Here is a 14,479-nt window from a genome sequence, read left to right as displayed (position 1 = left end):
TCGCGATGGTCGTTAACGATAACGCGTGCAAACTGGAAAAACACGGCGCTCTTGAGTCCATCGCCAGCAAGCCGGCTCCTACAGGTATTGCGCCTTTGCCCGGGTTACCCGGCGCGCTGAATGTGATCAGCCGCCTTTTCGCCGATCATGATCGCCAGCGCATTGGTATTGCTGGAGCACAGGCTCGGTGCGATGGAGTTGTCGGCGATCCGCAGGCCATCGATCCCGTGTACGCGCAGTTGGTTGTCCACCACCGCCATGGCGTCCGTACCCATTTTGCAGGTGCCTACCGGATGCAGCGCAGCGTGGGCGTGCTGGCGTACGAATCGTCGATAGTCATCTGGTGTGCGCAAAGGTTCCGCGGGCATGTGCTCGCGCTGAATGTGGCCGGCCAATGCGGCCTGGGACATGATGTGCCGACCAAACTCGGTGGCCTGCGCCATGCACTCCAGGTCGAACGGGTCGGCCAGGTAATTGGGCTCGATGCGGGGCAAGTCCATGGGGTCTGCGCTGTGCAGTTGCAGGAAGCCGCTGGAACGGGGGCGGGTCTGGCACACGTTCAAGGTGCAGCCGTTGCCACCGGGGACGGAACCTACACCGTCCTCGACGCCGGCCCCGGCCATGAAACAGTACTGGGCGTCCGCACGGTTCTCGGCCAGGGAAGTCCGCCAGAAGGCGCCACCTTCGACCACGTTGGAGGTCACCGGGCCTTGTCGGAACAAGGCGTACTGCAAGCCGGCGGCGATCTTCCAGTGCGGCTTCTTGTACTTGTCGTAGCTCAGGGGGCGACGCAGTTCATTGATCAGCGATACCTCGATATGATCCTGCAAATTCTGTCCGACCCCCGGCAGGTCATGGATGACCCTGATGCCTTTGTCGTGCAGGTGAGCGGCCGGACCAATGCCCGACAGCATCAACAGTTTTGGCGTGTTGATCGCTCCGGCGCTGACAATCACTTCGCAATCGGCCCGCAGCACCTGGCGACGGTTCTTCTCGAGGTATTCAACGCCAATGGCGCGACCGTTCTCGACAAGGATGCGCAACACCCGGCAATCGGTCTTGACCGTCAGGTTGGGGCGCCGCCGTGCGGGTTTCAGATAGGCCACCGAGGTGCTCGATCGCAGGCCGTTGCTGGCGTTGATCTGATACAGCCCGCAACCGTCCTGCACCCCGGAGTTGAAATCGGCGTTATAGGCCAGCCCAGCCTGCTGGCAGGCTTGTAGCCAGAGCTTGGTCAAGGGATGGGTAAAACGTTGATCGCAGACGCCGAGCGGGCCGCCGGTGCCATGGGCGTCGTTGCTGAAACGGTCATTGCTTTCGCATTTCCTGAAGAACGGCAGGACGTCCTTGTAGGCCCAGCCCCTGGCACCGCCCTCGGCCCAACTGTCGTAGTCGGCAGGTTGCCCGCGCAAGTACACCATGGCGTTGACGGAACTGCCGCCGCCGAGTACCCGGGCCTGCACCATGGTCGGATTCGGCGTGCCGATATAGCCGGCCGGTGGCTCCCAGGGGTAGCGTTCCACCAGGTTGCCCTGGCTGGTTTTATAGAAGCCCACCGGCAGATGAATGAACGGGTGGGTGTCTCTCGGCCCTTCTTCCAGCAGCACGACCGACGCCTGTTTGTCTTCGCTCAGGCGCGAGGCGATGACGCACCCGGCTGACCCACCCCCGACCACGATATATTGGACCATTGTTGTTCACCGTTCAGGTCAAAAAAAACGCCGGATCAGACTCTTGGTGAAGAGGTGATCCAGCGTTGGCGCTAATCGCAGACCCTGCGCGAAATGCCGCAGGGCTTGTCGTTCAAACGAAAGCTGTTCAGACGGGTATCACCACGAAGCTGTCCGGTTTGCAGGTCAGGGCGACATCCGCACCGGGCGGCAGTGTGAGGCTGCCGGGGGTAGGCAGCTGCTGGCACTTGAGGTCGAGGGTTCCGCCGGCTACGGCGACGCGGTAAATCACCCGATTGCCGATGAACGACGTGTCTTTGACTTTCCCGGCAAAGGCCCCGTTGGCCAGCGGTTTGCCCAGGGCAGGCTCGAGGCCGATGGTTTCCGGACGGATCGACACATTGACCGGCCCGGCACCGAGGGTGTTCTTGGCCGTGTGTGCGTAGCGTCCGAACGGAAGCTCGACATAACCGCTGCTGGCATCGGCCGGCCCATAGGTGCCGTTGACGATATTGGTGTCGCCGAAAAATTTGGCGGCGAACAAGGTGCGCGGCGACCAGTACATCTCCTGTGGCCCACCGATCTGCTCGATGCCGCCTTTGTTCAACAGCACCACCCGGTCGGAGAGGATCATCGCTTCGTCCTGGTCATGGGTGACGTAGACGAAAGTGGTCGAGGTCTCTTCGTGGATCCTTTTGATCTCGTTGAGCATGTGGTGGCGGATCTTCAGGTCCAGGGCCGCCAAGGGTTCGTCGAGCAACAGCACGGCGGGGCGGTTGACCAGCGCCCGGGCCAGGGCGACCCGCTGCGCCTGGCCGCCACTGAGCTCGGAGATCCAGCGATTCTTGAAGCTTTCCAGTTGCACCAGCTCCAGCGCCTTGGTCACTTCACGCTTGATTTCGTCCCGAGGTTTCTTTTTCAGGCGCAGCCCGAACGCCACGTTGTCGAAGACATCGAGATGCGGAAACAGCGCGTACTTCTGAAACACCATGTTGACGGGGCGATGTTCCGGCGCCAGCGCGGTGGAGTCCTTGCCGTCGATCACGACCTTGCCGGTGGTCGGTTCCTCGAAGCCCGCGATGATGCGCATCAGTGTGGTTTTGCCGCAGCCGCTGGGGCCGAGCAGGGTCAGGATTTCGTTGCGCTTTACGGTCAGGTCGACTTTGCCCAGGGCAGTCAGATTGCCGTAGCTCTTGGATATTCCGGTCAGTTCGATACTGTTGGTCATGGCGATTACTCTGCAGTTTCAGCACGTTCAAGTTCGAGACGACGACGGCGCAGGGTCATGACCAGGCCGGCAATGACAATGATGGCAATGGTCACGACCAGCATGAACACCGAGGCGGCATTGATGGTTGGGCTGACGGCGCGGCGCATCATCGAAAGAATCATGAGTGGCAACGTGGTGTCGCTGCCGGTGACGAACACGGTGATCAGGAACTCGTCCAGGGAGAGGGCGATCGCCAGGATCGCGGCACCGGCAATCGTCGGGCCGATGATCGGCAGCGTCACCAGCCAGAACGCCTTGAGCGGCGACGCGCCGAGGTCACGTGCGGCTTCTTCGAACGACAGATCGAAGTATTCCAGGCGAGAACGCACGGACTCGACGAAGAACGGGAAGGTGAACAAGGTATGGCCGATGATCACCGTCAACAGAGAGCGCGGAAGGCCGATCAACGAGAAGAAAATCACCAGCGCGATCCCCAGGAACAGACCGGGCAGGGCGATCGGAGCGAAGTTCATGAAGGCGAAGATGGATTTGATCCGGCCCTTCATGCGCATCAGCGCCAGGGCCGAGAACGTTCCCAGCACGGTGGTCAGGATGGCCGAGCCCGCGGCGACGATGGCACTGTTGGTCAATGCCGTCATGAAGTCCGGGCTGCTGAACAGCGCTTCGTACCATTGGGTCGAAAAGCCTTCGAAGGGGAACGACAGCGAGGCCGACGAATGAAAGCTGAACAGCGCGATGATCGCGATGGGCGCATAAAGAAACAGCATGTAGACGTAAGTGAAGAGCCTGATCATGGCGAGTTACCTTTTTTATGGGCGGTCATCAGTCGTGGTAACGCTTGCCGGGTGCCAGGTTTGCAGCCCGCAACACACCCAGCAGCAACGCATAGACCAGCATGAAAACCAGCAGCAGCAAGTAGGCCATCGCAGCACCCAGTGGCCAGTTGCCGACCGAGCGAAACTGGTTGGCGATCACCAGGCCCGTGGTCATCGCGTCACGGCCGCCCAAAAGCTGGGGAGTGACGTAGTCACTGGCGGCAAGCACGAAGGTGAACATGAACGAGCTGACGATGCTCTTGTGCGCCATCGGCATGATCACCCGCCACAGGATGGTGGCGCCGCCGGCACCCAGGTCCGCGGCGGCTTCGAGGTAGTCCCGCTTGATGTCGCGCAAGCCCGACACCAACAGCAGCAGGGTGAAGGGCAGCATGATGTGCACCAGGGTCAACACCACTGAAAACTTGCTGAAGACCAGCCATTCCAGTGGCTGGTCGATCAGGCCCAGGTGCATCAGGGTGGAATTGATCACGCCGTTGGTGCCCAGGATCGAGCGCCAGGCGTAGACCCGCACCAGGTAGCTGGAGAACCAGGAAACCAGGGCCAGGTACAGCACGGCATTGGAGCGCGTGCGGTAGACAATGTAGTAGGCGACCGGGGCACTGATGACCGTCGACAGCACCGCGGTCCAGAAGCCATTCTGCAGGGCGATCCAGAGCGAGTCGTAGAACCCGGTGGCACTCAAGGCCTTGGCGTAGTTGGCCAGGGTTGCCGCAGGTTCCATGCTGAAGGTCTTGGCGGTCCAGAAACTCGCGACCAGCAGCAATAGCGACGGAATGAGGAAGAACACCACCAGGAAGAACAGGGGCGGTGATGCCAGTAGATAGCCGCTGAGTGTTTTCTTGTCGATTTTCACGTGTTTGCCAGCCTTTGAATCCCTGTCATCGAGGAGGATGGGCTCGCTGTTGTTGACTACGTTCATGATGATTGTGCCTTTGCTTTTTGTTTCGATAACGAGGGCGCCTTGCCGGGCGCCCTCTCAGGCCGTTGTTTCACCCGGGCGGTTAGCCGGGGCCGCTAGAACGAGCCTTTGAAGTTCGCCCACTGATCGATCCATTCGGCATAGGTCACGTACTTGTCGGAGCTCAGGGGCGGCTGGCCGTAGAGCTTCGACTTCTCGAAAAAGCTGTCCAGGTTCGCGTAGTCGAACGTTGTCCTGAGTTCTTCGGGGAGCAGCGGCACCGCCTTGCTGTTGACCACGCCGGAGAACATGGTGGTGGCCATTTTTGCCTGCGTATCGGCCTCGAGCGTCTTGTTGATGAACTCCAGCGCGAGGGGTATGTCCTTGGCGGTCTTGGGGATGAACAGGGCATCGCACCAGAGGGCCGCACCTTCCTTGGGCACCGATAGCTCTGTGACTATGCCGCGCTTTTTGGTCTCGCTGGGGGTGTTGGCCGACGCGGAGAACACCGCGTCGACTTCGCCCGACACCAACAGCGAAACCGCATCGCCCGAGGAGGCCGCAAAGACTCGGCATTGATCACGATAGGGTTTGAGTTTTTCGAAGGCGTCGTCGAATTCGGCGCGGGTCAGGTTGGGGAACTTGTCGCCGTAGCCGGCAATGATCGCGATCAGTGACCAGTTGGAAGTCCCGTCATCGACAAAGGTCAGCCGGCCCTTCAGTTTCGGGTCGAGCAGGTCTTTGTACTCGCCGGGTTTGTTCATTTTCTTGGGGTTGTAGACGATCGTGTTCATGCCCCACAACAGCGGGATGCCCCATTGCTTGCCATCCCAGTACCAGCGGCTGCCTTTATAGAACAGCGGCACGGTGTTTTCTGCGGAGTAGTTGGGGATCTGCGAAGTGTCGATCGCCTTGAGCAGGCCCATCTGCTGATAGATGGTCTCGTAGCCCAGCGCGTACATGGTCAGGTCAAGCTGCACGGGATCGGAACCGGCCAGCCGCGCGGTGATGTCGTCCTGGTTGCTGGCATAGCTGGAGCGCACGGTGATGCCACGCTGTTTGCGCCACTCGGCCAGCTCCGCATCACCGGTTTCACCTTCCCAGCCAAGAATCTCCAGGTGACCGGAGGAGGCGGCAAATGCACTTGGCACGAACGAAGCAATGTACAACCCTGCGGCAGACGCGGCAGCCCCCAGCATGAACGAGCGCCGGTTCAGGCTGATCGAATCCAGGTTGATGCCGGTTGATCCATAACCCGACTCTGTTTCTTTTTTCATTTTGAGTTCCTGCCTAGGGTGGTTGTTTGCTAACGGTTAACGACTTGCAATGGCGTGCGCTCGGCGGGTTTCGCCGGGCATGTCCTTATGCATGCAGTCAGGTAAATCGGCAGAGTTATGGCCAGCGATGTTTCCATGCGGCTGGGGAGGTTGTGGCGCTGTGCTGCCTGGTAGAGAGAGCATTGCGCAGGTGGCCTCCACTGGTCCGATCGACTCTTCCTTGGCTGGGTGCGCGCCGTGTTCTTCAGGTAGCAGGGTGAAGGCTTCACGTGGCGCGCCCAGCGCTTGATAGGCTCGGCTTGTTGTTTTCATGGATCGAGTATTGGCCTGGCGGGCAGGGCACTCAATTTCGCAGCACCTTTAAAAGCGACGCACTCTGACGCATCAAAGTGACCTAATCGGCGCAGCAGTCTCCTGATAACGATAGTCCCGCTTGAGCGGGGGACGGGTGGTGTTCACGTGCGTCAACGTGCGTCTCTTTTGCAGGGGGTGCGAAATTGAGCCGTGTTTGTTCCAGGCGAATACTCAGATGACGGTCTTGAGACGCAGCAACGTGCATCCGCACGGGCGCCGGCGTCTATTCGATGGGAGTTTTTCTGTGAAGCTCACGGGTGGTCAGATTGTTGCGAAGGCGCTGAAAGCGAACGGTGTCGATTATGTTGCCGGCATGCCGGGTGAAGGCTCATGGGCCCTGGTCGAAGCATTGCTGAGGACAGGCTCCGACATCCCTTTCATTCATGTCATACAGGAGCAAAGCGCAGTCCACCTGGCCGACGGCTATTTTCGCGCCTGCGGTCGACCGATGGCGATTCTTCTGCCGGCGCCACTGGGCCTTTCGAAAGCCTTGGGCGCGATCGCCGTGGCGTTGGCGGATGCCTCGGCGATGCTGGTGATCACGGCCGGCGATGCTGAACGCGGTGTTGATTCGCCTGGGTTCACAGCCACCGGCATCAGCAAAGAGCATGTGCGGGTTGCGTCGATTGAACAGTTGGCGCAGGCCCTGCGCCAGGCCTTCGATACGATGTTCAGCGGTCGCGTCGGCCCGGTCAGCCTGGATATCCCGGCGGCGGTCCAAGGCGCCTCGGTTGACGCCAGTTTGTCACCCGCCACCTTGCGGGCCAACAACGCCGGCGACATCCCGCCGCTGATGGCGCTCAGGCCTCTGGCGCAACTGAGTTCGGTGCTGGAAGGGGATGCGCTATTGATGGTCGGGACGCAGAGTCTCCAGGAGACCGTCAGTGAGCTGTTCCCGGATTATCAACACCGAGGCCATTTCTGCACCACTGGCGCCGGTGCCCTGGGTTGGGCGGTTCCAGCGGCCATTGGCGCGAAGCTCGCCATGCCGGCACGCCAAGTGGTGTGTGCCGTCAGTGACGGGGACTTTCTACAGTCGATGCAGGAGCTGGCGGTGTGCGTGATGCACAGTCTTCCCGTGGTGTTCCTGGTGTTCAACAACAGCGGGCCTGAGTCGTTGAGCGATGTGCAGGTTTCGCTCGCCGGGCAACATCGGGCCGGGGAATTCAGTTTGCCGGACGGCAAACCTTACTCGCCTGACTTCGCAGGCATCGCCAGAAACTTTGGTCTGGAGGCGTGGCGAGTCGAACATGCTTCGCAACTCAATCCGGCCTTCATCAAGGCGCTGAACAGCAAAGGGCCTTCGTTGGTCGAGATCATTACTGCGCGCAGTTCGCGTACGTCTCAATCCTGACCGCCCCAGACGATAGTGGCGTTATCGCCCGTCATGTATTCGCGCACTTCCAGCGGTAACGACTGATCGCTGGGAAGCACCGCGGTTGCGTTGCGCAGGTGATGTTTGCGGATCTTGCCTTTGTCCACCAGCCCCAACGCCATGCGCGTCGAGAAGGGCTGGCGAAAAGACGATGACGCCACACCGGTGACCAATCCATAGAGAAACCGGATCGGCCGGCGATGCTGCGGCGTGAGAATCGAAAAGGTCATTTCGTTACGCTGCTTGCCCTCGAAATCGACCATGAACAGGCGATCGCCGAGCAGCAGGCAGAAACCGTGATAAGTGAACGAATAGCCGATCTTTCCACTGCCATCGAGCAAGGGAAAGCGTTCTACGGTGACGTACTGGACCATCGAGTCGGCCCGATACAGGCAGGTGACCGAACGCAGGATGCGGCCTTTATAGATAGATGAGTTGTGGTACCGGTAATAGACACCCAGATAATCCTCGAGCAGATCCGCCGACTGCTTCGCCAGGGGCAGGAAATGATTGAATTGCGCCGAGGCCCGCAAGTCTGTCGGCAGTTCGTTTTCGTAGCCTTCATAGAACTTCTTGAACTCGGCGGGCGGCCGGAAAAGGTCTTCGGCCTCCATCATGAAATACCGGCCGATCTTCTGCAGGATTTTCTGCGAGGGGACGTGCTGGCCCACCAGGTATTTGTTGAACTGCTGGCGATTGACATCAACTTTGCGGCACATGTCCGCCACCGAGCGACAAGACTCCACCAGCGTACTCAGGTTCTTTTGCACGTTGGCTTGCAAGTCGCTGCGAACCTGTTGTCGCTCAGGGTGCGAGGTGGCGGCAGTTAGCGACATGGGCGACGAATCTCCTCGGCTGGGCATTTTTTTCTCGATATAGGCCAGGGTGTAAGAGCGGAAGGTTATATAGGTTATAAATCAGTTATCGAAATAACCGCCTGTATAACTTGGTGCCCACTTAAACAATTGAATTTTCAATAGTTAATCAAGCATGTTCCATGCCCGCTCAGAGTATTTAAGTTCAATCCGCCAATATCAGTCAATGCGTCAGTTTGTAAGCGCTCAGGGTGCTCACCATTGAGTCGACGCAAGCCCCGCAGTAACACTTCGCCCGGCCGTCGGTAACAGATATCCGTGCCATGGCCGAGTGCTTCAGTCCGCGTCATCTATCGACGGTGTGCGAAATGGTGCAAAGAAAGTTCGCCAACGATACTTCAAGGCTTAACGATGGGAGTCTCAGACGATGGCAAGGTTGACCGGCGACATTCCAGGACAAAGGCGAATCAAGGTAGGCATGGTTGGCGGCGGGCAGGGCGCTTACTTCGCCAGTTATCACCGGGCGGCCATGCGTCTTTGCAATCGCTTCGACATTGTCGCCGGTGCCTTTTCTTCGGATGCCGACAAGTGCCGGGAGGCGGGCGCGGCGCTTGGCCTTCAACCAGAGCGCATCTACCTGTCGTTCGAGGACATGGCCGCTGCCGAGTCGCGTCGATCCGACCCCATAGAGGCGGTCGTCATCGTGACACCCAATCACCTGCACTTTGAACCTTGCCGGTTGTTTCTGCGGGCGGGCATTCCGGTCATTTGCGACAAACCGCTGGTCAACAGCCCACAGGAAGCCATCGAGTTGGCGAGCATTGCCGATCAGCACGATACGTTCTTCGCGCTGACCTACACCTATCAGGGCTATCCCATGGTCAGGGATGCCCGCAGTCGCATTCAGACCGGGGAGCTTGGCGACATTCGCTTCATGTATGTCGAATATCTGCTGGAGTGGTTGGCGCCGGGTGTCTCGACGCTGAATAAAAGCCTGGCCTGGCGCGGTGATCCGCACAAGGCCGGCCCCACCGGTGTCGTGGGGGACATCGGCACCCATGCCTTCAACATGCTTGAGTTCCTGGGCGGGCGCCGTTGCACCAGCCTGAATGCCAAGTTGACCACGGTCGTACCCGGCTGGGGGCTGGACGACACCTGTGTGGTGCAGCTGGAGTTCGAAGGCGGGGTGGACGGTCTGCTGTGGGCCAGTTTCGCGGCGCCCGGCCATCGTAATGGCCTGCGCTTCAAGATCATCGGCAGCCAGGCTTCGCTCGAATGGTGCCAGGAGTCCCCGGAAACACTGCGCTTTACTCCCGTCGACGGTGCAGAGCGCATCTACCGCCGAGGCCAGAGTGACAACGCCGCCCAGACACTGAACTTCACCAGCTTGCCCGCCGGCAACACCGAAGGTTATCTGGAGGCGCTCGCCGTTCTCTACGCCGATTTCGCCGAGGCACTCGATGCCGGCACAGGCTGGCGCAGCGCAACCGGCATTGCGTTACCCGACATCCATGAGGGCGTGCGCGGCGTCGGCCTGTCCCAGGCGTGCGTCGAGTCCAGCCGACGGCGTGCCTGGGTGCCTTTTCCCTCCAGCTGACACGCGCACGCTCTCAGTGCTCAACACTACGCAACCAAGGAAAATCGATGTCTAGCGAACTCTACAGAGCGGCATATTCGGTACTGCTTCCCGCGTTCGGGGATTTGCACCTGGACGAAAACCTCCGTCGTTATCTGAGCCGCGGGGGCGTTTCCCTGTTGCTGGGGGAGACACGGGACGAGTACGTGGGCAGAGCCATGAGCGCGGCGCGAAAGGGCGCGGAAACCCAGGCGGACTTCGTCAACATCGCCCGGCAAGCGGCCTCGTTGGCGGGGTCGCCAGTATTGATTGCAGTTGACCAGGAACTCGCCGGCATCGAACGCCTTCATCAATTGGTTCCTGCCGTCGCTTCGAGAGAGCAGCTCAAGGCGCTGGGCGCGCAGGCCATCGAAGATCGATGCTTCGAGATGGCCCGGGCGGCACGCAGCCTGGGCGTCAATCTGTTCCTCGCGCCGATTGTCGACGTGGTCACCGGCGCCAACCCATGGCTGCTCAACCGGCACCTGGGCGCCGACCCGCTCGAGGTCAGCCGGGTTTGCTGTGCCTTTATCCGCGGGGTACAACGGGCGGGCGTGATTGCCACGGCCAAACACTTCCCGGGCCATTACATCACTGAAGAGGATCCGGCGATTGCCCCGGCCACGGTTCCCGGGCCAGCGCATTTGCTGCACGACAACCTTGAGGTCTTCAAGCAAGTCATCGCCACCGGCGTCAAGGCGGTGATGCCGGGGCCAGCGGTGTTCCCGGCGCTCGACCCCGAGCATTCGGCATCCACCTCGCCGACCGTGATCGGCCTGCTGCGTGACACCCTTGGTTTCGACGGCTTGATCATTTCCGATGACCTCGATGCGGTGTCCATCCTGCGCGGAAACTCCATCATGGATACCGCCGTTGCGTCACTGTCGGCTGGCGCACACCTGTTGCTGGTGTCCAGTGAGTCGGGTCTGGATGCCATCGCCGAAGCCATTGTCGCGGCCGTCGATGCGGGGGTTCTGGACCGCCAGGTCCTGTTGGCTGCCGCGTCCAAGGTACGGGCGTTGGCCAATGCCACGCACGACCTGACGCGGTAACTGCGTCAGTTCGCGCCTTATTTAGCGTGGCTGCGAAATCTCTACCTGAATCCGATCGCTCTACAATGAATAACAACGGGAGGAGCGTCATATGCAAACCCAAAACAATATCCTGGCCCTGCATTCCACAGTTGCAAAGCACTCGACCCTGGCGATGGACATCGACATCAAAAAGGCCGCGGGTTTCGATGCGCTGGAGATCAACAGCGCAAAACTGGAAGCCTGGCTGCAGGCCGGTTACACCGAAGCGGAACTGAAAGAGCTGCTCAAGGACGTGCCTGTCACAGGCATTGGTTACCTGAGGGATATCGAGCGCCAGGGTGCCGAACGCGATGACTTGCTCAAAGAGGCCGAGCGACTCTTCCAGCTGGCCAACCTGGCCGGCGCCAAAGGTGTGCAAGTGCTCACCGGGCCCATCAATGTCCAGGCCGTGATCGATTTCCAGCAGCACGGCAAGAGCAAGCATTACTCGGGCTTGCTGGGTCTTGATGAAGCGACCCAGTATGACTTGACCGCCAAAAACCTTACCTTGCTGGCTGATCTGGCCAAGCAGTATGACGTCCTTCTTTATCTTGAAGCGCTGTCCTGGACGCCACTGAACAGCCTGGACCACCAACTTCAGCTGATTGATCGCAGCGGGCGCGATAACGTCAAGATGGTCATCGACTACTGGCATTGCTTTACCTCAGGCGTGAAGCCGCAAGACATTGCCAGGATGAACAAAGACCTGATCTACGGCGTGCACGTATGTGACTCGCTGCCGTATGAAGGCGGTATCGCCAACGAAGAAATCCTCAGGGATGTGCCGACGGGCAGCGGGGTCCTGGACCTTGTCGAGTGGACGGCCGCGGTGAAGGCCACCGGGTACGAGGGCTGGTGGAGTTGCGAGTTGTTTTGCAAGAAGCAGCAACAACAGAACAGTTACGAAGTTGCCAAAGAGTTGAAGTCACTGTTGACCCGGCTTGTGGGTCGATAACCAGTTTTTCGACAACAACCAAAAAGTACTTTTTCAAGTTTGATTTCGGCCTGCCCGTTAGTGCGCAGGCGCAAGTCAAGGCTTGTCACTCTCTATTGGCTGCCACCGCTCCCGGCAGCCTTGTTCTCCATACTAAAAAGATCTGAGGTCGTAATGGTGGATTTCATCGTAATCGGAGGCGGATCGACAGGTTGCACCGTGGCTTCGAGACTGAGCGAAGACGCGACGGCATCCGTCGTCCTTTTCGAAGAGGGGCCGCGCGATCGCAACCCCTATATCCATATTCCCGGCGCCTACTACAAGACGGCGCAAGGCCCGCTGCTCAAACGCTATGCCTGGGAGCCTACCGAAGATCAACGCCGCACCGAGACGCCGACGATGGTCCAGGCCAGCGTGCTGGGGGGCGGAAGTTCGGTCAATGCGATGATCTACATCCGCGGTGTCCCGGCCGACTACGACGGCTGGGCCGAGCAGGGCGCCGCCGGCTGGTCTTACAAGGACGTATTGCCGTACTTCAAAAAAGCCGAAGACAACGAGCGCTTCTGCAATGAAGCCCATGGTGTTGGCGGGCCGCTGGGTGTTTCCGATCCGATCAATATCCATCCGCTGACCAAAGTGTGGCTTCGCGCTTGCCAGCAATACGGCCTGCCGTACAACGAGGATTTCAATTCGGGCCAGCCTGAAGGTTGCGGGCTGTATCAGATCACCGCCAAAAACGGCTTTCGCAGCAGTGCGGCAGTGGCCTACCTGAAACCCGCCAAATCGCGCAAGAACCTCACCGTAAAGACCGGGTGTCGGGTCATCCGTATCCTGACCCAAGGCAGCAAAGCCATTGGCGTTGAATACATCGAGAAGGGCGTGCGTCATGTAATGCATGCCGACAAGGAGATCATTCTGTCGTCCGGCGCCATCAACTCACCGCGTTTGTTGATGTTGTCCGGTATCGGACCCGCCGCGCAGTTGGATAAACATGGCATCAAGGTGGTCAGCGACTTGCCCGGTGTCGGTCAGAACCTTCAGGACCATATTGAAGTGTCGCTGGTGTATGAACTGACCGGGCCGCATAGCTACGACAAGTACAAAAAGCCCCTTTGGAAAATGATGGCCGGTTTGCAATACGCCTTGTTCAGACAAGGCCCGGCGGCGTCCAACCTCATTGAAGGCGGCGCTTTCTGGTGGGGCGACAAGGCAGCGGCCCATCCGGATATCCAATACTTCATGGTCGTCGGTGCCGGCATAGAAGAGGGCGTCGATTCAGTTCCCGGGGGCAATGGCTGCACGCTGAACCTGGGGCAGATACGTCCAAGGTCCAGAGGCCATGTGGAACTCTATTCAGCCGACCCGATGTCACCGCCGCGGATCGTGCCCAACTATTTCTCCGACCCTTACGATATTGAAAGTCTGGTGGATGGTTGCCTGGTGGGTGAGCAAATCATGTCCCAGGCGGCCTTCAACCCTTTCATCGCCAGGCGGCATGTGCCGGACGGGGCGGTCCGGACCCGGGAAGAAATGAAAAAATTCTGCCACGAGCACGCGCACGCCGCGCTGCACCCCTCCGGCACGTGCCGCATGGGGGTGGATGAGCTTTCGGTGGTCGGCCCGGATCTGCGCGTGCACGGAATGGAGGGGCTGCGCGTTGCCGACGCATCGGTCATGCCCACGCTGATCTCGGGGAACCCTAACTCGGTGTGCATCATGATCGGCGAGAAGGCTGCGGACATGATCAGAAGCGGGCACTGATCCGGCACTCGGGATAGCGCGGCAGTCACGGGGTAACCCTTGACTGCCGTGCCTGCTGGCGGTCAGCAGGGACTACGGTTCCATCGCCGGCAAGCCGGCTCCTACAGATATTGCGCGGTCCTTGTAGAAGCTGGCTTGCCAGCGATGGTCGTTAACGATAACGCGTGTAAACCGGATGAACGCGGCGCACTTGAGTCCATCGCCGGCAAGCCGGCTCCTACAGGTATTGCACGGCCCCTTGTAGGAGCGAGCCTGTAGTGGTCAAATGTTTTTGGACCATGATGTAGGAGCGTCGACTTTAGGAATCATCATGGGATATCGGGTTGTTACATCTGAGGAAAAAGCGGAGGCGATCCGTTTGGTTGTGGAAATGGATTACTCCATACCTAAAGCCTGTGAAACTACCGGTGTTGGCGCTACAGCCCTGCGCCGCTGGGTTTCGCGTTGGCGGCGAGAGCAGGAAGGGATGGTGCAACCTCCTCGACTGCAGGATCAGGAACTGATCGAGTCGCTTCAGGCGAAATTGGCGCTACTCGAAGCTGAGAACCAAGTGCTAAAAAAGCAATTGCCCTCTCATCTAAAGGTTCTGTTTGGTCGAACCAAGTGATTGATGGCGTTAGAGGCGCGATGTCGATTA

General features: G+C 59.5%; 12 protein-coding genes. 6 read left to right on the top strand and 6 right to left on the bottom strand.

Annotated features, from left to right (window positions below; translation table 11 throughout):
* Window positions 1-104 precede the first annotated feature (104 nt).
* From AB4O16_RS02045 to AB4O16_RS02025, 5 genes are all read right to left on the bottom strand, one after another.
* Window positions 105-1,691: a GMC family oxidoreductase gene (locus tag AB4O16_RS02045; protein WP_460156850.1), complete on the bottom strand. Its 1,587-nt coding sequence runs from the start codon at window positions 1,689-1,691 to the stop codon at window positions 105-107.
* A 127-nt stretch (window positions 1,692-1,818) separates the two neighbouring features.
* The gene (locus AB4O16_RS02040) at window positions 1,819-2,898 is read right to left on the bottom strand and encodes an ABC transporter ATP-binding protein (protein WP_460156849.1); all 1,080 of its coding nucleotides are present in this window, start codon (window positions 2,896-2,898) and stop codon (window positions 1,819-1,821) included.
* Window positions 2,899-2,903: 5 nt separating this feature from the next.
* Window positions 2,904-3,695, bottom strand: a complete 792-nt coding sequence (locus tag AB4O16_RS02035; RefSeq protein ID WP_160386773.1) for an ABC transporter permease — start codon at window positions 3,693-3,695, stop codon at window positions 2,904-2,906.
* A 28-nt stretch (window positions 3,696-3,723) separates the two neighbouring features.
* Window positions 3,724-4,659, bottom strand: a complete 936-nt coding sequence (locus AB4O16_RS02030; protein WP_160386774.1) for an ABC transporter permease — start codon at window positions 4,657-4,659, stop codon at window positions 3,724-3,726.
* A gap of 95 nt (window positions 4,660-4,754) precedes the next feature.
* Complete coding sequence (locus AB4O16_RS02025; protein WP_460156848.1) at window positions 4,755-5,915, bottom strand: ABC transporter substrate-binding protein; 1,161 nt, start codon at window positions 5,913-5,915, stop codon at window positions 4,755-4,757.
* Between the two features lie 598 nt (window positions 5,916-6,513).
* Between AB4O16_RS02025 and AB4O16_RS02020 the strand changes: the two genes are divergently transcribed.
* Entirely contained in the window at window positions 6,514-7,623 is a 1,110-nt protein-coding gene (locus AB4O16_RS02020; RefSeq protein WP_460156847.1) for a thiamine pyrophosphate-dependent enzyme, read from the top strand.
* On the opposite strand, the gene AB4O16_RS02015 is transcribed toward AB4O16_RS02020, so the two are convergent.
* Complete coding sequence (locus AB4O16_RS02015; RefSeq protein ID WP_110661413.1) at window positions 7,614-8,480, bottom strand: helix-turn-helix transcriptional regulator; 867 nt, start codon at window positions 8,478-8,480, stop codon at window positions 7,614-7,616. The two genes, AB4O16_RS02020 and AB4O16_RS02015, sit on opposite strands and share 10 nt — an antisense overlap.
* Before the next feature lie 406 nt (window positions 8,481-8,886).
* Between AB4O16_RS02015 and AB4O16_RS02010 the strand changes: the two genes are divergently transcribed.
* The 5 genes from AB4O16_RS02010 to AB4O16_RS01990 all read left to right on the top strand — a co-directional run bounded on the left by AB4O16_RS02010 (window position 8,887) and on the right by AB4O16_RS01990 (window position 14,449).
* Window positions 8,887-10,056 carry a Gfo/Idh/MocA family protein gene (locus tag AB4O16_RS02010; protein WP_460156846.1) on the top strand — a complete coding sequence of 390 codons (1,170 nt, stop codon included), beginning with the start codon at window positions 8,887-8,889 and terminating at the stop codon, window positions 10,054-10,056.
* 47 nt (window positions 10,057-10,103) lie between these two features.
* Window positions 10,104-11,126 carry a glycoside hydrolase family 3 N-terminal domain-containing protein gene (locus AB4O16_RS02005; protein WP_460156845.1) on the top strand — a complete coding sequence of 341 codons (1,023 nt, stop codon included), beginning with the start codon at window positions 10,104-10,106 and terminating at the stop codon, window positions 11,124-11,126.
* Window positions 11,127-11,217: 91 nt separating this feature from the next.
* A complete protein-coding gene (locus AB4O16_RS02000; RefSeq protein WP_460156844.1) occupies window positions 11,218-12,102 on the top strand; it encodes a sugar phosphate isomerase/epimerase family protein in 885 nt (294 codons plus the stop codon).
* A gap of 153 nt (window positions 12,103-12,255) precedes the next feature.
* Window positions 12,256-13,842, top strand: a complete 1,587-nt coding sequence (locus AB4O16_RS01995) for a GMC family oxidoreductase (RefSeq protein ID WP_460156843.1) — start codon at window positions 12,256-12,258, stop codon at window positions 13,840-13,842.
* Window positions 13,843-14,107: 265 nt separating this feature from the next.
* Complete coding sequence (locus AB4O16_RS01990) at window positions 14,108-14,449, top strand: transposase (RefSeq protein ID WP_460156201.1); 342 nt, start codon at window positions 14,108-14,110, stop codon at window positions 14,447-14,449.
* Window positions 14,450-14,479: the final 30 nt, after the last annotated feature.

This window comes from Pseudomonas sp. S2_H10, assembly GCF_054668285.1.
The sequence above is the reverse complement of the archived record's forward strand: the minus strand, read 5'-3'. Positions and strand labels throughout refer to the sequence as shown.